Below are 19742 nucleotides of genomic sequence, written 5' to 3'. Positions count from 1 at the left end.
ACCGTCCGAGCCCTACTCTCTGGCTTTGACAGTGACTGAGCTTCTTCGAGTTGGCCACCGATCGGGTGATTGCGACTGAGCGCTTCAGCGTCGAGTTGGCGGCTGCAGCGTCCGGTGCCAGCAGTTTGGTGAGCCGGGACAAGGGGCCACTCGAAGCTTGCCAGCCTGAACGCCAACCCGGCGGCAAGGCCGGTGAGCGACGATCAAGCTGTTGTCAGCCGCTGGTTCTAAGGTCGGCCCTATGACATCAGACCTGGTCCAGGACTCATGGACTCGCATCGACGCGTGGCTGCGCGAGCACGCGCCCCGCACGTTTGCCACGCTTCGGCCGCCCGCAGGAGACGAGGAGATCGCAGCAGCGCAACAGGAACTGGGGGTCACCTTTCCTCCGGACCTGGTCGCTTCGCTCCTCCGGCACAACGGGGCGCTGGAGGGACCTGAGGCTTTCCGGTTCAGCACGGGCGACCGGCTGCTCGGAGTGAGCGGAATCCTTGGGGACACCGGGTTCATGCGCGGCATCGACCAGGGCATCGACGGGGAGACCGAGGGCTACTGGCTTCACGATTACGTGAAGTTCGGCTCTTACGACGTGACGTCGGACGGTCTTCTGATGGATTGCCGTACCGGGCGGGACTCCTTCGGTGTAATCGGACGGTTCTTCGACGAGACCGGCACCAGTTTCGGGCAGGCCGACTCGCTGGGTGAGTATCTGGCCGAACTGGCCGGCACGCTTGAGCGCGGCCAGGACGCCGGTGTCGTCACCTTCAACGGCCGGCTGTTCTGGGAGGGGCGTCCGCCTGCCAGCCCGCAGTACAGCGCCGACGATCCCCTTCCCACACCGGATGAGCAGCTGCCAGAGCTGGACCTGTCCTACAGTCCCACCGACCTCCTCCACGTGAGCCACCTGGACGGGCATGAGGAACTCGGTGCGCTGATCGCAGTCCTGCCGTATGAGCAGGTGGTTGAGGCCGCGCGGAAGCAGCTGCGCAGACTGGCGGTCGAAACGGGCCTGAACAACTACCCGGAGGTCAAGACAGCCCTGGACGCGTGGGAGCGCGGTGTGGCCCCGCCACAGCCGGACCAGACCGGCCCGCTCGCCTTGCGACTCCGCGCGGTGCTCGCACAGGCCGACACCGGCCGCGACCACACACGCAGATGGGCCGCGGAGAAAATAGCCCTTGGGATCTGGGGGTCCCCGTACAGGTCCGTGTGCGAGAGCGCGGAGACCCGGAGTCACTTTACTCTCGACTGGCGTGCGGACCTGCATGCGGACCTGGGCAATCAGCCCCTGCCACCGATACCTGACGACCGATACTGGGGGGCGCTGCGCAACCCCGCCATCGACTCCAGTTGGTACGCGGCCCAGTACAGCCAAGATCATGACTGACCCCAGAGGTTTCGGTTCCGGGTGAGCGCTTCATGTGGCGGTCATCGCCAGACGAAGCGCTCACTAAGGATCTTCAGCGCTGCCTCTCCAGCGTGAGGATGGCCTTGACGATTGACGTCATGCGGTTGGGGCTGCACCGGGACCTGCGGAAGATCCGCCAGGACTTCAGGCTCGCGACACCGCGTTCAACGGGCGCTCGTGCTGCGGCCAACGCCCGGCTGAGGGTCTTCTCGGTGGGAGTGAGTTCCTGGAGTGGCTTCCGTTTGATGCCGGTCGTCAGCCACGGTCCTGCGCCTTGGTAGGCGAGATCGGCCAGGATGGGAACGCCCTGGCGCTCGCAGATCCGGATGATCCGGTGGGTGCGGGCGGCGGTCAGGTCGTGGGTGCGGCCCGGCAGGGCGGGCGAGAGCCACAGCAGCCGGCCGTAGGGGTCGGTGACGACCTGCACGTTCACGCCGTGGCGCCGGTGTTTGTGGGAGTAGTCGGCCCGGTCGTCGCCGACCCGGTCGCACTCGGTGAGGGTGCCGTCGAGCAGGATGAAGTCGGGACCGTGCTCGCGCAGCGTCTTGAGCAGACCCGGTGCTCGTTCGGCGAGCAGGTCGACGACCGCGCGGGTGTAGGCGTGGGCGGTGGACTCGCTGATCCCGAACCCGGCGGCGATCTTCGCCAGAGTGGTGTGCTCTCGCAGGTACACCAGTGCCACCATCGCCCGCTGAGACGGACGGAGCTTGCAGCGCCGGTCGCCCTCACGAGTGACAACCAGCATGGTGACCCACTCCACGAGCGCATGCGGCAGGTCAAGTGCGGCAGAATGGATGACCAACGAGGCCCCCGAGCAACGTGATTGAGACGTCAGACATCTCGATCAACAGCTCGGGGGCCTCGTTCGTTGCGCTTCACGACCATCACCCGATCGGTGGCCAACTCGAAGAAGCTCACTGATGACTCCAGTTGGACAGTGAGTTCTGACTCCACCCGGCCTGGTTGGTAGGCCCTGTGGAACTGGCCGCGGCTCGCAACGGCCGCTGTCAGGTGTGTCGTGTGGCTGGACGGTGGGGTCTGCGGCACCAATGCCGGGCAGATGTTTCGACGCCTGTGGCAAGCGCGGCGTCAAAACCAGCAGGAGGGTCTGCCGCACGATCGGGTGACATCTGATCTGGCTTGCCCTGTGGGGTGGGTGGGAAGGATGTCGCTGTGCCCGAGCCTTATCCGGAAGAGTTCCGCCAGGACGTCCTCCGAGTCGCGAGGAACCGCGGCCCGGGTGTGACGGTCTAGCAGGTGGCCACCGACTTCGGAGTCCACCCGATGACGCTGTGGAAGTGGATGCGCCGGGCGGACATCGACGACGGGACCAAGCCCGGAACGACCAGCCAGGAGAGTGCGGAGCTGCGCGAAGCGCGTCGGCGCATCAAGCTGCTGGAGCAGGAGAACGAGGTCCTGCGCCGGGCCGCGGCCTACCTGTCCCAGGCGAACCTCCCGGGAAAAGGATCTACCCGCTCGTAAAAGAGCTGGCCACGGACGGCATTCCCGTCACGGTCACGTGCCGGATCTGGCATGGCCGATCGGACCGCGTGGCGGATCTGCCGGGACAACCGCTGGTGGAGCGTGTTCGGCAAGAAGCGTGGCAGGAACAAGAAGGCCGGCCCACCGGTGCACGACGATCTCGTTCGCCGCGGCTTCACCGCGACCGGCCCGAACCGGCTGTGGCTCACCGACATCACCGAACACACCACCGGCGAGGGGAAACTGTATCTCTGCGCGATCAAGGACGTCTTCAGCAAGCGGATCGTGGGCTACTCCATCGACACGCGCATGAAGTCCCGCCTGGCCGTCGCCGCCCTGGACAACGCCGTGGCCCGGCGCGAGCACGTCGCGGGATGCATTCTGCACAGCGATCGCGGATCGCAGGGCGGATTCAACTGGTCGTCGCAACACCTCGTGGTCAGCGAGGTGTGGGATGGTGCGTCGTCAGCAGGCAGCCGATCGGGCGATTCGAACGAAGTTGAGGTCTCCGGGGCATCCGAAATTTCAGCGTCATATTGAAGCGGCGTTCTGGGACGAAATCGCCAGGGGACTGCTCGTGGAGGAAGCGGCCGGGGTTGTCGGCGTGGCGCCGGCGGTGGCCACTCGCTGGTTTCGGCAGTGTGGCGGCATGCGACCGTTCGATCCGAAGCCGTATTCGGGCAGGTATCTGTCGTTCTCTGAGCGGGAGGAGATCGCGCTCCTCAGCGCCCAGGGCAAGGGAATTCGTGAAATCGCTCGGCAAGTCCGCCGTGACCCGGCGACGATTTCCCGTGAGTTGCGGCGCAACGCGGCCACCAGAACTGGGAAGCTCGACTACCGGGCATCGGTCGCGCAATGGAAATCGGACATGGTCGCACGCCGCCCGAAGACATCGAAGCTGGCCGCCAATCCGCGGCTCCATGCGTACGTCCAGGAGCGACTCTCCGGAGAGATCAGCACGCCTGGCGGCACGGCGATCGCAGGACCTGTGACAGGCGCGTGGACGGGGCGGAACAAGCCGCATCGCAAGGATCGCGCGTGGGTTCAGGCGTGGAGTCCGGAGCAGATCGCGAACCGGATCAAGCTTGATTTCCCGGATGATGAGTCCATGCGCATCAGCCACGAGGCGATCTACCAGGCTCTCTACATTCAGGGCCGCGGGGCACTGAAGCGGGAGCTGATCTTGTGCCTTCGCACGGGCCGCGCGCTACGCGCCCCGCGTGCTCGTTCGCGTCGCAAGACCTGGGCGCATGTGACGCCCGAAGCGTTGATCAGTGAACGGCCTGCCGAAGCCGAGGACCGTGCCGTTCCTGGCCACTGGGAAGGCGATCTGATCATCGGGCTGGAGAGGTCCGCGATTGGCACTGTCGTCGAGCGGTCGACTCGATTCACGATGCTGGTTCACCTCCCGCGCGAGGAAGGCTACCGGCACAAGGAATCGGTCAAGAACGGGCCCGCACTTGCCGGTTATGGGGCGATAACGATGAAGACCGCACTCGCCAATATGATGTCGACGCTGCCCGAACAGCTGGCACGATCGCTGACCTGGGATCGCGGCAAGGAGATGTCGGCCCATGCGCAATTCAGAGTCGAGACCGGTATCCCCGTGTTCTTCGCCGATCCACGTAGTCCGTGGCAGCGCGGCACGAACGAGAATACCAACGGCCTCTTGCGCCAGTACTTCCCGAAAGGAACCGACCTCTCGAGATGGTCCGCGGAGGAAGTCGAGGCCGTCGCTCACACCCTCAACAGCAGACCTCGCAAGACTCTCGGTTGGAAGACACCCGCCGAGGCATTCAACGAGCAGCTAAAATTGCTTCAACAAGCTGGTGTTGCAACGACCGGTTGAATCCGGTCAGTTCCGTTCCCGGAAATTTGTCCGGGCGCTCGACCGGCACCGGATGGCCGGATCGATAGGGAGAGTCGGGGCGGCCGGCGACGACGCGGCCATGGAGTCCTTCTTCAGCCTGCTGCAGAAGAACGTCCTCGACCGCCGGAGCTGGACCACCCACCAGGAACTGCGGATCGCGATCGTCACCTGGATCGAGAGGACCTATCACCGACGCCGCAGGCAAGCCTCGCTCGGCAGGCTGACCCCCGTCGAATTCGAGACCGTCATGACGACACCGACCCTTCAGGCCGCGTGACCGAACCTGTCACCCGAACCTGCATCAGACCCGTCTTCGACCGCCGGACAACGTGGTCGACTGGCTTGCTCAGCTGGCTTGTGTTCGCAGCTTGCGAGTTCGTTCGGCCGGGAGGTAGTCCAGTCCGACACCTTCGATCAGCAGTAAGTCGCCCTCGATGTGGTCGGTACGCAAGTGCAGGATGGCCCGGTAGGCCGGAGAGTCGTACCAGGCACGGGCTTCAGCCATGCTGGGGAACTCGATCAGCACCATGCTGCCGGGCCACGTGCCCTCTACGACTTCGGCTGGCGGACCGTGGATGACGAAGCGGCCCGCGAAGGGGTCGAGGGTTGCCTGGATGCGCTCCAGGTACTTGATGACGTCGGAGTGATTCCGGCGGCTGCGGAGATGAGCAAAGCCGTAAGCGGGCACCACGGTGCTCCTTCGTTCCGGGGGTGAGCGATGACCGCGAACGTAGCTGAGGGCGGCTGGGCCTTGCGATTACCCCGGAGGTAATTGCCGCGGGGGTCGAGGAAACACTCCGGGGCTACTGCACGCCCCACCGGTCTGCCTCTCACGGAATGGATGCTGTTGGTGATCTTCGCTCGGTGGAGTGAAACCGCTCCGGCATGCTGTTCGCGCTGGCCGTCGGTGTGGTGCTGGTGTCGGGCGGGGTAGCTCTGCCGGTCGGAGAGGGCCGGGATGGCAATGGGGTGTGGGTCGGGTCGGGTGGTTCCACCACTGACCGTGAAGATGGCCCGGGCAAGCAATCCGCGGGGCACCGCGGCGATGTGGATCCGTGACCGCCTGGACGAGTTGTTCGTCGACGAGGACTTCGCCGCCTGGTATCCGGCGAACGGACGCCCGGGTCTGTCGCCGGCCCGGCTCGCGCTGGTGTCGGTGCTGCAATACACGGAGAATCTGACCGATCGGCAGGCGGCGGAGGCTGTCCGGTGCCGGCTGGACTGGAAGTACTGCCTGGGCCTGGAACTGGACGATGCGGGCTTCGACTTCTCGGCGCTGAGCGAGTTCCGTGACCGGCTGTCCGAAGGGGATCGCACGGACCGGCTGCTGGCTGTGATGGTCGAACGTCTCGCGGCCGCAGGCCTGGTCAAACGCCGTGGCCGGGTCCGGACCGATTCGACCCATGTGCTGGCGACAGTCCGCAGGCTCAACCGGGGTGAACTAGTCGGCGAGACCCTGCGGATGGCTCTCGAAGACCTCGTGGCACACGGTGAGGAATGGCTGGCCGGACGGCCGGCTGTGCTGGCGGGGGCCAAAGTCCAGTCGGGACCGGGCGAGCCGCCGGACCGCGGAGCGACGCAATACGGGCAATGCGTCGGCGGACGGCCGGCCGGCCGGATCCCGCATCGGCGCGAGTGCCGTGGTCGGGGATGGAGATCGCTACTCCGCATGATCCAGAGGCCCGGTACAGCCAGAAGGTCACTGCCGCTGGGCAGCGGGACTGGATCGGTTACCGCGACCACCGGTTGCGGAGCTGTGCAGGCCGGGCAGCTCTTCGGCGCGGACGGCGGCGATCCAGTCCTTGAGGTGCCGGCTGGAGCGGGTGGTGAGAATCTCGGGGAACCCACGGACGCGGATGCCGTGCCGCTGGTCGAGGAGGGCGTGGACGATGGTGTGGCGTTCGCGGATTCGGGCTTCGATCGGTGACATCGCCTTGGCCGTGCCTGCCAGGCTGACAGTGGTGATGTTCGCGGTGCTGTCCGGTCCGCTGGGCGGTTTGAGAGAGGCGTTGTGCCGGCGGACGCTAGTCTCGACCGCGGTGCCGAGGTTCTGCCAGATATGGAATCGGTCTGCGACCTGCACTGCTTGTAGTGCGCCGGTGCGGGCTCCGTCCGCGTAGGAGCACCCTCGGTCACGGTCTCCACGCCCGGGTACTTGCGCAGCCAGTTCGCCAGCGTCTTCGCATCTCGGCCCGGCAACGAGTCAAGAGGCTGGCCGGTCGCGCAGTCGATGATCACGGTGAGTGCTGTCCGCGGCGGGTCGCGAAGTCATCGACGCCCAGCACTCTCGGCTCCGGCCAATGCGGGTCGGGCAAGGCCATCACCAGCCGTAACAGGGTCGTCCGGCTGACCGCGCTGCCCAGCACCACGGCAAATCGGCTGCCCGCCCGGCCTGCGAGAGCGACGGCCACCGCTTCTAGAAGCCGACGTGTCGCCGGTGTCCGTCTGCCATACCGGACGGTCAGCCCCTCGACCTGTTCGACAAACGTGCGCCGCAGGCAGTCGGTGTTCTCGCAGTACAGCCGGCGCACGGTCAGCTCGACCAGCGCCGGCTGACCACCGACCGGGGTATCGGCCAGCCGCCGCTCGTAAGTGCTGTTGTGCACCCGGGTCGACCGAACCGAGCAGTCCGGGCACGGCACACTACGGCTCCGCGTCCTGGCCGAGACTCGTACCGTCCCGCACTCAAGGAACACCCGATCCTCCAGCACCGCGCTGAAGTGCGGAAACAGCACCGCTATGAGGTCATCACACCGCACCACGGTCCCAGATGACGGGACGTCACCGTGGCGGAACGCCGTTGATCGCCTTCACGAAATATGTACCTGATCCCGGTTGTCACTGACGCAGCCACAACGTGGAGGTGCGTGTCTTCACAGTGAGGCCACGGCTCTCCGGCGGGCCACAGCAGTGGCCCGCCGACCGAGCTGTCCCTGACCGAAGGCGACCCAGGACGGGGATGCAGCCGCATCGCAGGCCGCGCCAACGGCGCCGGCTCGGGAAGGACCGCTGTCACCTCGACAGACCGCGGCGGAGCAGTTCCTACGAAACTCATGCTGGTGATCTTGCCGCCAGCTACCGACAGCGGGGGTGGCCAACTACCGATCGAGGTGTGTCGGGTAGCCGGATCACAGTCACATGTGACTTAGCGCCGTAGATGGCCCATCCGGCCAAGTCCGTGCTCAGGAAGTCGACGACGGAGGCGACCCGCTCGGTCAGGGCGTCGGAGAGGCCCCCGCGGCTTGCTCCATGGAGCATGGTGCTTCTGCGCGGGTGGGCAGAACGTCCATGAGGTCGACGGCACCGGTGGCCTTGGCGGGCCTCCTTCGCCTCGATGAGCGCGGTGACCTTCTCCTGGAAGGTGTCCCGGCCAGGTGTGGCGCTATCTCCGGATCAGGTGACGGCCAACGCCTCAACGCGTGGGCCCCTCGTGCCCGGAAGGCCCTCGCGGAACGGGGGTCGGATGTCCATAGGGCGGGGCTGGCGGCGGCCGTCTGGGCACTACGCTGCACGCGTGATCGATCACTCGAACGTACATCTCGCCGACCTTCTCGACCGCCGTGCGGACGGGCACGAGCCCGCGCCGGACGCGGTGCTCGCCGCGCTGTTCGAGGGCGGGGTGTTCGTTCCCGTCACCGACACCGGATCGGTGATGTTCCTCCCCGACGAGCAGCCACCCACACTGCTCGGCTTCACCGACGCGGCGCTCGGCGCGCAACTGCTGCCGACGGCCGCCGGGATGGTGCACTGTGACGCGGCGCGGCTGCAGGACATCCTGGAGAAGACAGGCGTCGCCGTGCTTGGGGTCCGCTCCGGAAACGGGCAGGCGATCTTTCCTGAGCAGGTGCTGCGGGACTGGGCGAGCTTCGGGCCCGGGGCCGAAATGAAGCTCGACTGGTCCACCGACCCAGTGGCGGTCGCCCTGCGCGACGCACTCGTTCGGCGGGTTCGCGACTTCCCCGCCGTCCGCTCGGTGTGGGTGGCGCAGGTCCGGTGGCGGGCCAGCGGCGAGGAACACCTGATGCTGCACGTCGCCGTGGACGAGGACCTGCCCTCGACCTCCGCCGACCGCCTGATGCAGATCCTGCTCGGCGAGGAGGTAAAGCTCGGCCCGAGGCACCCGAAGGTCGGGATGCTCGCCCTGAACACCACCACCCACGCCGACACCATCGCCCAACTGGACCGCCAGGGCCTGGACACGGTGCGCCACGACGTCGAGTCGGGCCAGGTCCAGGTGATCTCCCGCGAGTACGACAACCCGTCGGCGGCGCCGGCGAATGGCGCCGCGCCCCCGCCGCGGGCCAAGCGCCGCTGGTTCGGCCGCTCCTGACGGGACGTCGCCGATGCGCCCTCCTTCGGATCTTGACGGCGCCCAACGCGCGCGCCGATCCGACAAGCTCCGAAAGAGAGGGCCCCGGACTGGCTGCCCCAATGAAGATCGTTTCGGGTGATCGTGCGCTGCAGTTCCTCGATGTCGGCGGGGGCACCGAGGCCGGATGCCTGCCAGGCATGGGTGCCAAGGGTCTGCGACAGCCGCTTCTCCATTTGCTGGATGTGGGCGGACTGGCGGGTGCTGCGGGCCGGCGCGTTGGCGAGGTCGGCCTGTAGCGAGACCCGGCTGGCGGGCGCCGCGGCGGGATCGTGGTCGGCCGGGGTGTGCTCGGCGGCGTGAACGAGGGCGAGCAGGTCGCGGTGTCGGTAGAGGAAGCCGCGGTCCACCCCGACTTGCCGGGCGATGCCGGAGACGCTGGCCGGGGTGCCGTTCTTCACCGTGTCCTCGATCGCCGTAGCGACTCTCTGGCGCCTGCGGTCGGTCCCGGCCTGGCGGCTGGCGCGCATCGCGGGATTGCCGGCAGAGGACAAAAGTCGTGGCCCAGCAGTTGCTACGCGTGGCGTGATCAGCTACATGATCGAATTTTCTGTGCGGAAGGGCGGCCACCGCCCCGTCCGATGAGGTGGCTGGACGAGGCCGTGTCCGCCGGACACGCCACGACCTCTGCCCACCCTGCCCGCATCGCGATCATCGACGCGATACGGGCCGATCGCGCCGGCCCTGTAGCCGTCCGGCTGCTTCTGCTCTCGCGGTCCGACGATGCGTTCGTACGTCGTGAGGCCATGGACCTCCTTTCATCTGCCGGAGCCAAGCGTCCTTGGCCTGATGCCGCCGAGGCCGCGCTCGCTCGACTCACCGACCCTGACGAAGAGGTACGGTGCCGGGCCGCGTATCTCGTCGTGCACGCCGGAAGCCGCAATGTCGCGCTCCGGGCTCTCGGTGAACTCGCCGAGCCCGTGGTGCGTACTGCCCTCGCTGCGACTCGGAGATCAAACACCGGCGCCGCGGCTGCGTCACCGTCCGGCGCGACCCCACCGGCCGTCTCCCGTCGCCGCCTGCACAGCCTCGCCTTCAAGGGCGAGGTGCCCGAAGGGGTGCCAGCGGCCTGGGTCGTCACCGCCCCCGTGGCCTGCGCCGTCGCCGTCCTGGAGCAGTTGAAGCCGCCCGGACGGGACTTCCTGTTCTCACCGCTGCCCACCCCTAGCCGGTACCAGAACCCCGAACGGGCCGGCCGCGTCGCCGGGTACGACACCACCAACAAGTACCTCGCCGAGTTCGTCGCCTGGACCAACGCCCGCGCCGCCGCTTCAACGCCGCCTTCAAGAGGGAGACGCTCAAGGGCCGGAAGGCCTGGTCGAGCGAGCGTGAGGCCAGGCTCGACGCCTTCCGCCGGCTAACCCGATACGACACCCGCCGCCGACACTCCCGCCTCGGCCACCGGTCCCCGATCGCCTACGAGAACGCCCTCCAGCCAGCTGCAACTACTCTGGCCCAAGCCGCGTAGACATGTTCAAAATCAGGGGTCAAGGCCCGATCGCTCCGCGACCGAGAATCTGGGCGTAGCGACACGGATTCGTCCCCATCAGCCGCTCGGAAGGGGTGTCCCGAAGACGGCCGACTCGTCCGTCACCGTGAGGCCCGGCGGCAGCGAAGGCTCGGCCCAACACATGCGCTGCCCAGCGGCAACGAGCCGCTGGATCCTGCCTGGCATCCCATCGCCCCTGAGCGCGACGGATTCGAAGCGCGTGGCGTCGCAACGGCACCGTGGCCGGATGATCGGACATTGTCGTGATCAGCGGTTTGCAAGGCAGTGGGCCGGCCCAGCGCTGGGCCCGGCCGTCACGGGAAGAACCGCTCCGGGCGGAAGTCCGCAAGCATCTCATCTCTTTTCCCGCTCAGGATCTCCGCGGCGAGCAGCCCGCCGATGACCGGCCCGAGCGTGATCCCGCTGTGGGTAACGGCCTCGTAGTAGCCCGGCACAGACGGTACGGCTCCCACCGAGGGGAATCCGTCGGCTGGGATAGGCCGGTTGGATACCCGTGTCTGGGTGATGCGGGAGTTGCCGAGCTCGGGAATGACGCGTCGCGCCGATTCGTGGAGTAGCCGTGCGAGTTCCACTTGATCTTCGCCGGCGTCGATGAGTGCGTCGATCTCGCGGCTGTGGAGAGCCATCGAAGCGTCTCCGTCAGGACGGATCTCGATGTGAGGCGCGTGCATGGGGCGGTGAACCGGGACCTGAGCACACTCGATCCGCGTGACAGCGCCGGGTTCCCAGCGCATCGGCAGATGCCGTCCGACGAGCCCGGCTACGTCGGAGGCGCTGGGGCCCGCTGCGTTCACGACGACGTCAACGTCCAGCCGACTCCCGTCGGACAGAACGACTGTCCGAATGGCCCCGTCGGCACGGGTGCCGATGTCACGGACCGCAGTACCGAATCGGTGCTCGGCGCCGGCTGCAACGGCCAGGCCGACCAGGCGGCCGACGAGGTGTCGTCCGTGCACCCAGGCTTCGTCGGGATAGAACACGACCGGAACCTCGTCGGGCAAAGTGAGAGCAGGTTCGAGGCGGCGGCGTACCTCGGCCCCGGTGTGCACCTCGACCCGGTAGTCCCAGCTGCTCAGCAGCTCGGCTGTTTCCAGGAGCTTCGCCTCCACTGCGGGATCGTCTGCCCAGCGCAGGTGGCCGCGGGGATACCACCACGAGTCCGGCCCGATGGTTCTGGCGAGCTCTTGGTAAGCCGCCATGCTCGCGACGTTCAGGTCGAAGTAGGACTTGCGCACAGTCTTGTTGCTGGCGTTGACCCACGAGAAAGACCAGTTGGTGACGCCTTCGCCCGGCTGACCCGCGTCGATGAAGACCACCTTGACGCCGTGCCGAGTCAGGTTCCAGCCCACACTGGATCCGAGGATGCCCACTCCGATGACAGCAACACGTTCAGGCCGCTTCATGGATCCGATCCGCACGAACGCCCCCTCCCCAGATCACGGGCATTGCAAACTCCCACCGCCAGCACGCGGCGCCCGACGGAACCCACTATGTGAGGCTGACTTTGTGGAACATCCTGTCTTACCCCCGGATCCCCGCGTGCTGAGCCTGCTGGACGTACTCCCGACGACTTCATCCCACCCCCGAGGGTGACCTCACGCGAAGATGGGGGGCAAGCCAGCCAGCTCCTTGACCGTGCTCCTCGGTCAGGTAACGGCTACCAGGGCCAGCCGTGACAGGCGTCGCCAGCAGATGAGTGCGCACCCCAGCGTGAGGAAGGCTTCGTGGATGTCGTCGCGGATCTCCCAACGGATCCGCAACCGGCGGAACCAGTGCAGGTGGGCGAAGGCACGCTCGACAACCCAGCGTTGAGTGCCGAGACCTGAGCCATGTTCGGTGCCGCGTCGCGCAATCAGTGGCTTCACGCCGAGCGCGCGGACGAGGCGGCGGTACTTGTCGTGGTCGTAGCCGCGGTCCCCGAGCACGACGTCGGGGCTGTCGGGGCCGACCGCGCTTGCCCCGCACGGGCGGCACTGCCTGGAGCCGAGCTCCTGCGGCAGGTGTTCGCAGGCCATCCCGGTATGCAAAACGAACAAGATGCCCTGGAACACCAGCCGGTCCGGATGTCGCTTCCGTCCCGGATGCCGGGCCCGACGCTCAACCTTGGGCAGCAGCGGCTCGACCACCGCCCACAACTCGTCATCGACTTCCCACGGCTTCGGCCGAGCCACCCCGCACCCCTATCAACGCTCCCGAAGTGATCCAACCACGTCGAAGATCATTTCGTTAGGAGTTCTTAGAGGTGACCTCATTTGGCGAGTCTTCGGTAGCAAACAAGGCTGCAGGCGATGCCGGGGAAGGCAAGGAAGTGTCCGGCTTTGCGTTCGTAGTGGCGGTGAAGGCGGCGGCAGCCGGCGAGACAGGCCATGGTGCGTTCGATGGTTCAGCGGTGGCGGCCCAGTCGCTGTGAGGACTCGATCCCTCTGCGGGTGATGCGGTGTTTGACGCCGCGTTCGCGTAACCATCTCCGCAGGTGGGCGTAGTCGTAGCCCTTGTCCGCGTGGAGCTAGGCGAAGGTGACAGGTCAGCGTGACTCCCGCGGCCCCTCCCGGTCATGGCGCGCGACCCAACGGCCGGATTCCTTCTGCTGAGTGCGAGATTCCACTGCGAGGCTACGGGCGTCCATCCGGATCGCACCAGACGGAGTTCCCATGAACCGAGTACGTTTTCGCCCCCTCTTATTGACCGCCGCCGCGGTGCTTGCCCTGGTTCCAGCCGGGCTTGGCGCCACGGCGGCGCAGGCTTCGCCCGCCACTTCGGCTGTTGCCCCGGCCGCCCTGAGCAGCAGTGACACCGAGACCGTGATCACGGGCACGACCGGCCTGAACCGGGGCGAGGCCTGGTATTCGCCCGACCGCCGGACCATGCTGATCCAGCAGTACGACGGCCACGTGGTGCTCTACCGCGACAACGTTGCCATCTGGACGGCCGTGGGCAGCTACGGCTACGGGAATACCTTCTACATGCAGGCCGACGGGAACCTCGTCTCCTACGACGCGGCTATGCGCCCGCTGTGGAACAGTGCCACCGACCATCACTGGGGTGCGCATCTGGCGATCCAGAACGGCGGGAACTTGGTGGTCTATTACGGGTCCACCCCGCTGTGGTGGTCCAATTTCCGGCCGGGTGGCCCTGTGGATCCGGGCGACGACTGTACCCCGAGGCCTGGCCGGCTCTGCCCGTAACGCGAGACGCGGAGCGGCACCCTTGCTGCTGAGTGAGAGGGGGGCCAGGTCCGTTGTCGACGAACATGGCCGCCCGCTCGGTGCCGCGTCCAGGGACCGGGCCGGGCGGCGGTCCGCCCGCTGGCCTGACCGCATGGCTGTGGTGCGGCCGACGCCTACGGCGTCAGTGGGTCCGTCGAGCAGGGACGTCAGTTGGAGGGTGAGGACCTCGGGGTCGGCCGGGCCGGCCTCCTGCCGTTAGCTATTCCCGCGGAGCAAACCCGCGCCCTAGACTGCGACCGCTCCAGGACTTGGTGATCATCGGAAGGGCGTGCGAGATGAAACGAGCACTGATCAGCGCATTCGCGGCCGTGGCGTTAGTCGTGTCCGGGGGGAGTGTCGCCACCGCTTCCGTCGGCGCTCCGCCGCGCACGACACACGGCCCTTGCCAGTACACACAGACCCCGGACGAGCCGCCGGCGCGCTCCGTTCCGCTGCCGCCTGACCCGCGGCGCACCCCCAGTCGCGGCACGGTGGACATGGCTGTTCCGACCAGCCAGGGCCCGCTCCCGCTGCACTTGGACCGGGCCAAGGCGCCGTGCACGGTCCAGAGTTTCCTGCACCTGGCACGGCATGGGTTCTACGACCGTACGGTGTGCCACCGTCTGACGGCGTACCCGACGCTGAAGGTCCTGCAGTGCGGCGACCCGACCGGTACCGGTGAGGGCGGGCCCGGGTACAAGTACAAGGACGAGCTGCCGGTCGACCTGCCGCCGGCACCGACCGATCCGACCGGCGCGCGCCGCCTCTACGGGCGCGGCCTGCTGGCGATGGCGAACGCCGGTCCGGACACGAACGGTTCACAGTTCTTCGTCGTGTACGGCGACTCCGCGCTGCGACCGAACTACACGGTGTTCGGCACGGTCGACGCCGACGGCCTGACGACACTCGACAAAGTCGCCGCCGGAGGCATCGAACCGACCGCGGAGGACCCGGCACCGGTCGACGGCACACCCGTGCTGCGGACCGAGCTGCTCCGCGTCCGGCCGTCCTGCCGGCATTGACGCACCGCGGCGTGGCTACGTGCTCGATGAGCGTGCCTGGCACCTGTGGCCGCCCCCGGCGGACTACACCGGCCGGGTGAAGCGACTGGGTGCGAAAGCGGAGGGCTCCGGGCCTTGTGCCCCGACTACGCGAAGCGCCTTAGCGTAAGCAGTGGACTCAGTACGGTGCTGCCATGGACATCGCACCCATTGCGACATCGTGGGTGGTTGTCCAGTAAGCCGCAGCCGGTGTCCTTCCGGGCGGTGTTCGGTTTTGTGCTGGTCAGGCCAGCTGCTATTCGTTGGTGGTTCTTCAGTACTTCGGCGTTTCAATTTTAGTGGATGCTGCATCGTGTGACCTGCGGGGTTGTGGCCTTAGAGGGCGTTTCATCCCGTTGTTTCATCCCGGATTGCCGGGTTGAGTGCGATTCATAGGCCGCGCCATGTGGGAGTGGATTCGGCGGTGAGTCTGCGGGTTATGAGGTTGATCATCGCGAGGTGGATCATGGCTTCTGGCCAAAGACCGGCAGCATGGCCATGATCTGTGTTCGTCGCGTCCGCTGTTCCGCAGGGGACAGCAGGCGGGCGGAGACGGGCAGGGCCGAGCCGTGCCAGGTGAGAGTCGCCTCGCCGGCTGGGTCAGTGACAACTGACTCCAGCGGTAGGTCAGTTCTGACTCCATTCAGGGTCCTCAGGACCAAGATCTGAATGTGAGAAGTGACTCCACCTTGGACGCATGAGCGACCAGCATTTTGGCCGTTCTGGACATCGATGACTGACTGAGCGGTGATTCAGTCGTAAAGGATGAGCTCAAGGTCTTCGATGGACCCCGGCCCAGTGAGGAAGCCCTCGGCCTTCGCGATCTCGTCTTCTGGTGGCAGTTCGCCCTTCAAGAGCTGCTGCATCCAGATCTCTCCTTGCTCGCCGACCGTGTAGATGCCAGACAACAGCTCGGCCATCCCCGCGGGGTGCGGTGGGTGAACTCCGGCGACCGGTTGGAGTACCCACCCGCCTGACCGGGCAGCGAGCCGTAGCACCCCGGCCCAGTTCGCAATCCTCCCGATGCGAACGTGCCACGAGTCCTCGGTGAACGGGGCCGCCCGCCCACCATGGAGAGGGTTTGTGGCGGCCCCGATGTCCTTGATCACTTGCCGTTCCACGGCGTCACGGACCCAGCGCCCTTCCTGCGCTTCTTCGATGGCGGCCTCCCACCACTTCCACCCACCGTCGAGTCGGTTCGCGAACGTATCCATGCAGCCAGGATTCCATGCGCGATGCCGCAAGCCTTCGGGGGGCGCCGATCAAATGATCAGCTGATCGAAGAGGCAGGCTCTAGATCGTCATCTACGACGGCCCCAAGGAAGTGGCGCGCGCCGACCTCACGTGGCGTCTGGCAGCGGTCCGCTGGCCGGCCGAGGCGTGAGGTCTGTGCGCCTCGGCGGAGGAGCCCAGATGAAGGCCTGCGCGATCTCGTCTTGAAGAGGTTCTGCCTGCCACGTGTCAGTGATATCGGTCCAGGACCTGATCGTGGCCTTGCGTGCTCCCTGTGGAGAGTCCCGGTCATAGAAGAGGTCGAACCGGTAGACACGGCCATCCTCGGCGATGGCCCGTCCAAACTCGTGGTCACCGCCGTCTGGGAACAGATTGACAAGCACAGTGCTTGCCGGGTCGAGCCCTCGTTCCCTAAACAGGTTTCGAAGTCGAACCCAGAGGTCGAACGAACTCGTGCGCAGCAGGTGTGTGTAGTGATCGTGATCGGCTAGGGACATGAGGTAATCCTCCGACACTCACGTCAACTTGTAGCGGCGGATCTTCTTCAGCTCTGCTTCCAGGCGGCCGGCCTGATGGGCTGTCGCGAGGCGGGCGTTCCAGTTACTGGCGGTGTCGAACAGGACCGAGTAGCCGGCCTGGGTGGCTTTGACCCCGAGGCCGATGGCCGGGTGGGTCATCCCGATCCCGGGCGGCCCCAGCAGGATCACGTTCTCGGCCTTAGCTCGCCGTTTAACCTCCGGTGCCCGACGGGACAGGTTCGATCCCGGTGGCGAGGGTTACTTGGGCGGTCCATGACCAAGGCTCCAGGGACGGATCCCAGGTCACCTCGACGTCGGTGTCGTGGACGTCGCGTGCGAGTTCCACCACCATGGCCGGGGGAGGGGGCCCGGTCTCGCAGTGGAGTGTCTACGACGGCCACTGGCCCCACGTACCGGAGGCGGCCGTAGTGCGCGCGGTGTGCTCCTGCGGCTGGGCGGGCCCCGAACACTGTCTGAACTGGGAGGTGATCGGTGACTTGGATCTGGCCGAGGGCGGGGGCGAGCAGGTGGACGCGAGCGAACGCGACTGGGACGGGCACACCGCCCAGGTCGAGACGGCGACCGTCCCTTTGCCGGAGACCGTCACCCTGCTGCTGGAGCTGTTGGAGGAGGAGATCGACAAGCTGACGAAGACCTCCCCGGTGGCGGGTGTGCGGGCGGCGCGCCGCCTGGAGGTCGTTGCCGAGCTGGTCGGGTACTGGGCGGGGCTCTGCTGACCGTCGAGCGCGGCGAACTGCTTGCGGACACCGACCCTGCCGAACTCCTCAAGGCCCTTGCCGCGCCCATCTACCTCCGGCTCGTCTTCACTGGGCGGCTGACCGGCACCGGGTACTGCCCGGCCACAGCCAGCCAGCACGGGTGACCGATCCCCGCTCCGGAAGGGGTTGCACGGGGCGGTCACAGCGCTGACGTGCGGGTTGACCGACGGCGGAAGACGGATCGGCCACGCGTCCCGGATGACCGGTCACGGGCTGGGCAAGCCCAAGGGAACCCTGAGCAAGCCCGTCCGTGAGAGGGCTTGCCCAGGGTCGGCGACCGGTGATTCAGCGCCGGTGGCGCCAATGCTGGTGGACCTTCAGGACTTCGTAGCTCCATGTGTTGTGCGAGCGGGTGCCGACCGGGGTCGTCCAGACGAGCTGTTCGGCTACGGCCGGGAACCGGGGGTGCATCTGGCGGTCTCCGACCGTGACGAGCGCGGACAGGAGAGGCTCTCCCTTCCGGCCGTCTTCGTCGACCAGCCACAGGAGCACGCACTGGTCGTCGGCGTGCAGGCGGGGCAGGCCCGGCAGCCGCTTGTGGATCTGGGCCAGGTAGTGGTGGAGCCGGCCCGGGCGGTCTGCTCCAGCAGCGGCCGCAACTCGGTCGCGATCTCCCACAGCTGCCCGGTATCCAGGAGCGCCGGCTCCACCTTGCGCGGCGGGCGGGCCATCACGATCGGCGCAAGGTCGGCGGCCGGGGCCGGCATCCGTGTGGGCGCCGATACCGGCGCGGGAGCGGGGGCTTGGGGCGGTGCGGAGGAACGCCGGGTTGCCGCAGACGGTGTGAGCCCGCTGGCCCGGGCGATGTCCGGGCGCCCCCTGGTCGCGGCGATGTCTGCATGCTTGGGCTGGGACGGCACGGACTTCAGGGGAGGTGCAGCGGCCTGGCAGCGCTCTTCCTCCTGCCACCGGCGGGAGCCCAGGATCTCCTTGAGGTCTTTGAGCTGTGCCCTCTGTTCGCGGGTCTCGCTCGGTGGGGCTCCGGCCGCCTGCTGCCACGCGAGGGCGTACAGGTCGGCGGCGACCGCGACGGCGTACTGGTCGATGGCCCGTTTCAGTTCGGTCAGTGTGTGGTTCAGCGTGCGGCGGACGGTGGCGATCTCCATTGCGGTCCTGGGGGCCCGGCCTGTGGACCGGCGGCGGAAGTCCGTCTGCCAGGCAGCACCACCGCTGAGTCGTACCCGGTTGTTCCCCAAACCCGTACTCCCCCCGAGCTGCACAACAGATCCCCAAACGGTGGGGCAGGCCGCCGCCCAGACGCAGGAGATCGGCCAGCCGGCAACGACGTACGGCCCGGCCTCCCGCCGGATGATTCCCGGAGAGGCTTGCCCAGTCGGCCTGCCCGGATGGGTGGCAGGCTGGGGAGGGTTTGCAATCGGAGGTTGTCTGTACAGGGGGCTGGACGGTTGCTTTCAGTGGGGGACCGGGAGTGTGACCGGAGGTGTGAAACCCCGAAATCGTCTGACCTTCGTTTTCCCAGGTCAGCTCCTGTGGGCAAGCCGGTTTCGGAAAACTACACCCCGGGGGCGTTTGTCCAGCCCGGGGCAGGACGTGTGTGGCGTACGTGGAGAGCGGCGACGTCCCCATTCGTCCGGCCGCGGCGACACGCGAGTCGTGAACAAAGCCACCGTGGGCAACTGCATCTTGCACCCTTGGTGTCTGCACCGAGGACGATGAAGTATTGGTGGCTCATCCCAAGGCATGCCCAACGACTAAATCTCGGCACTGCCGGGCACGGTCGCCCAGCCCATCTGCCGACGTGCAAAGCTCAACCAGGTAGCTGAGCAGATCTGCGATGTCGCCTTGACCCGGCTGTGTAGCGAGCAACTCCTCAGTTGCCTCTGCCACACGGTTTTCCGGTTCGATGAGGAGAGCCCGGAAGAGGTTCAAGAAGCCGGTGTGAGCTTCGTCTGGGGGGTTCACGGCAGCTCGAACAGCTGACTCCACTGCTCCGTACACGCCTCCAACCGTCCCTCTACAGTCTCGAGCATGAGCTTCTCGAACGTGCATCCGAGATCTTCGGGGTGCATTTCGGCAGCCTGTTCCAGGTCCATGCGCGCCTTCTCACGTTGGCCGGCTTGCCGGTGTGCTTGGCTGCGGGTGGCGAGTGCCCAGGCGTAGGCGGGGTTGAGTTCGAGTGCGGCGGTGAGGTCGGTGACGGCCTGGTCGTAGCGGCCCGCTTGCCGGTGTGCCTCACCGCGACGGCTGAGTGCCCAGGCGTAGGTGGGGTTGAGTTCGAGTGCGGCGGTGAGGTCGGTGACGGCCTGGTCGTAGCGGCCGGCCTCAAGGTGTGCGTCCCCGCGGGTGGCGAGTGCCCAAGCGTAGGT

Annotated in this window: 17 protein-coding genes and 6 pseudogenes; 11 read left to right on the top strand and 12 right to left on the bottom strand. The window is 66.9% G+C overall.

The features are described 5' to 3' along the window. The first annotated feature begins 241 nt into the window (after positions 1-241). On the top strand, positions 242-1387 hold the full coding sequence (locus ACFVX6_RS33340) for an SMI1/KNR4 family protein (protein ID WP_389697849.1): 1146 nt from the start codon (positions 242-244) through the stop codon (positions 1385-1387). A 73-nt stretch (positions 1388-1460) separates the two neighbouring features. On the opposite strand, the gene ACFVX6_RS33335 is transcribed toward ACFVX6_RS33340, so the two are convergent. Then, positions 1461-2210 (bottom strand): transposase family protein, encoded by a 750-nt coding sequence (locus ACFVX6_RS33335; RefSeq protein ID WP_389697847.1) that lies wholly within the window; start codon positions 2208-2210, stop codon positions 1461-1463. Positions 2211-2581: 371 nt separating this feature from the next. Here ACFVX6_RS33335 and ACFVX6_RS33330 point away from each other — a divergent pair. The 3 genes and pseudogenes from ACFVX6_RS33330 to ACFVX6_RS33320 all read left to right on the top strand — a co-directional run. Then, a pseudogene (locus ACFVX6_RS33330) lies at positions 2582-3295 on the top strand (DDE-type integrase/transposase/recombinase); the annotation flags it as partial. Between the two features lie 49 nt (positions 3296-3344). Continuing rightward, positions 3345-4739 (top strand): IS30 family transposase, encoded by a 1395-nt coding sequence (locus ACFVX6_RS33325; RefSeq protein WP_389697845.1) that lies wholly within the window; start codon positions 3345-3347, stop codon positions 4737-4739. A 7-nt stretch (positions 4740-4746) separates the two neighbouring features. Further along, positions 4747-5037: pseudogene (locus tag ACFVX6_RS33320) on the top strand (integrase core domain-containing protein); the annotation flags it as partial. 69 nt (positions 5038-5106) lie between these two features. Here the strand turns inward: ACFVX6_RS33320 and ACFVX6_RS33315 are convergent. After that, on the bottom strand, positions 5107-5448 hold the full coding sequence (locus ACFVX6_RS33315; RefSeq protein WP_389697843.1) for a DUF1330 domain-containing protein: 342 nt from the start codon (positions 5446-5448) through the stop codon (positions 5107-5109). Between the two features lie 321 nt (positions 5449-5769). Between ACFVX6_RS33315 and ACFVX6_RS33310 the strand changes: the two genes are divergently transcribed. After that, complete coding sequence (locus ACFVX6_RS33310; RefSeq protein ID WP_389697867.1) at positions 5770-6687, top strand: transposase; 918 nt, start codon at positions 5770-5772, stop codon at positions 6685-6687. 307 nt (positions 6688-6994) lie between these two features. Here the strand turns inward: ACFVX6_RS33310 and ACFVX6_RS33305 are convergent, their stop codons facing one another. Both ACFVX6_RS33305 and ACFVX6_RS33300 read right to left on the bottom strand, forming a co-directional pair. After that, positions 6995-7402 (bottom strand): transposase family protein, encoded by a 408-nt coding sequence (locus tag ACFVX6_RS33305; protein WP_389697865.1) that lies wholly within the window; start codon positions 7400-7402, stop codon positions 6995-6997. Between the two features lie 218 nt (positions 7403-7620). Continuing rightward, positions 7621-7815, bottom strand: a pseudogene (locus ACFVX6_RS33300) (hypothetical protein); the annotation flags it as partial. 459 nt (positions 7816-8274) lie between these two features. Here ACFVX6_RS33300 and ACFVX6_RS33295 point away from each other — a divergent pair. From ACFVX6_RS33295 to ACFVX6_RS33285, 3 genes are all read left to right on the top strand, one after another. Further along, complete coding sequence (locus tag ACFVX6_RS33295; protein ID WP_389697841.1) at positions 8275-9090, top strand: hypothetical protein; 816 nt, start codon at positions 8275-8277, stop codon at positions 9088-9090. Between the two features lie 101 nt (positions 9091-9191). Further along, complete coding sequence (locus ACFVX6_RS33290) at positions 9192-9368, top strand: hypothetical protein (RefSeq protein ID WP_389697839.1); 177 nt, start codon at positions 9192-9194, stop codon at positions 9366-9368. Between the two features lie 363 nt (positions 9369-9731). After that, entirely contained in the window at positions 9732-10490 is a 759-nt protein-coding gene (locus ACFVX6_RS33285; protein ID WP_389697837.1) for a hypothetical protein, read from the top strand. 442 nt (positions 10491-10932) lie between these two features. Here ACFVX6_RS33285 and ACFVX6_RS33280 read toward each other — a convergent pair whose 3' ends face one another. The 4 genes and pseudogenes from ACFVX6_RS33280 to ACFVX6_RS33265 form a co-directional block, all read right to left on the bottom strand. Then, positions 10933-12057, bottom strand: a complete 1125-nt coding sequence (locus ACFVX6_RS33280) for an NAD(P)/FAD-dependent oxidoreductase (RefSeq protein ID WP_389697835.1) — start codon at positions 12055-12057, stop codon at positions 10933-10935. 228 nt (positions 12058-12285) lie between these two features. Continuing rightward, positions 12286-12622: pseudogene (locus ACFVX6_RS33275) on the bottom strand (transposase); the annotation flags it as partial. Between the two features lie 31 nt (positions 12623-12653). Then, positions 12654-12810: pseudogene (locus ACFVX6_RS33270) on the bottom strand (transposase); the annotation flags it as partial. A gap of 77 nt (positions 12811-12887) precedes the next feature. After that, positions 12888-13145, bottom strand: a pseudogene (locus tag ACFVX6_RS33265) (transposase); the annotation flags it as partial. Between the two features lie 145 nt (positions 13146-13290). Between ACFVX6_RS33265 and ACFVX6_RS33260 the strand changes: the two are divergent. Both ACFVX6_RS33260 and ACFVX6_RS33255 read left to right on the top strand, forming a co-directional pair. Next, positions 13291-13824, top strand: coding sequence for a hypothetical protein (locus ACFVX6_RS33260; protein ID WP_389697833.1), 534 nt, complete (start codon positions 13291-13293; stop codon positions 13822-13824). Between the two features lie 518 nt (positions 13825-14342). Then, the gene (locus ACFVX6_RS33255; RefSeq protein ID WP_389697831.1) at positions 14343-14867 is read left to right on the top strand and encodes a peptidylprolyl isomerase; all 525 of its coding nucleotides are present in this window, start codon (positions 14343-14345) and stop codon (positions 14865-14867) included. 770 nt (positions 14868-15637) lie between these two features. Here the strand turns inward: ACFVX6_RS33255 and ACFVX6_RS33250 are convergent. Further along, entirely contained in the window at positions 15638-16099 is a 462-nt protein-coding gene (locus ACFVX6_RS33250; RefSeq protein WP_389697829.1) for a hypothetical protein, read from the bottom strand. A gap of 534 nt (positions 16100-16633) precedes the next feature. Beyond that, entirely contained in the window at positions 16634-16825 is a 192-nt protein-coding gene (locus ACFVX6_RS33245) for an ATP-binding protein (protein ID WP_389697827.1), read from the bottom strand. A gap of 161 nt (positions 16826-16986) precedes the next feature. Between ACFVX6_RS33245 and ACFVX6_RS33240 the strand changes: the two genes are divergently transcribed. Beyond that, entirely contained in the window at positions 16987-17373 is a 387-nt protein-coding gene (locus tag ACFVX6_RS33240; protein ID WP_389697825.1) for a hypothetical protein, read from the top strand. Between the two features lie 327 nt (positions 17374-17700). Here the strand turns inward: ACFVX6_RS33240 and ACFVX6_RS33235 are convergent, their stop codons facing one another. Further along, positions 17701-18033 carry a hypothetical protein gene (locus ACFVX6_RS33235; protein WP_389697823.1) on the bottom strand — a complete coding sequence of 111 codons (333 nt, stop codon included), beginning with the start codon at positions 18031-18033 and terminating at the stop codon, positions 17701-17703. A 1301-nt stretch (positions 18034-19334) separates the two neighbouring features. Beyond that, positions 19335-19742: tetratricopeptide repeat protein (locus tag ACFVX6_RS33230; protein ID WP_389697821.1), on the bottom strand; the 408-nt coding region annotated here is incomplete at its 5' end.

It is taken from the genome of Streptomyces sp. NPDC058289, assembly GCF_042880975.1.
GTDB lineage: Bacteria > Actinomycetota > Actinomycetes > Streptomycetales > Streptomycetaceae > Streptomyces > Streptomyces stoeckheimensis.
This window is presented reverse-complemented; position numbering and strand designations above follow the sequence as displayed.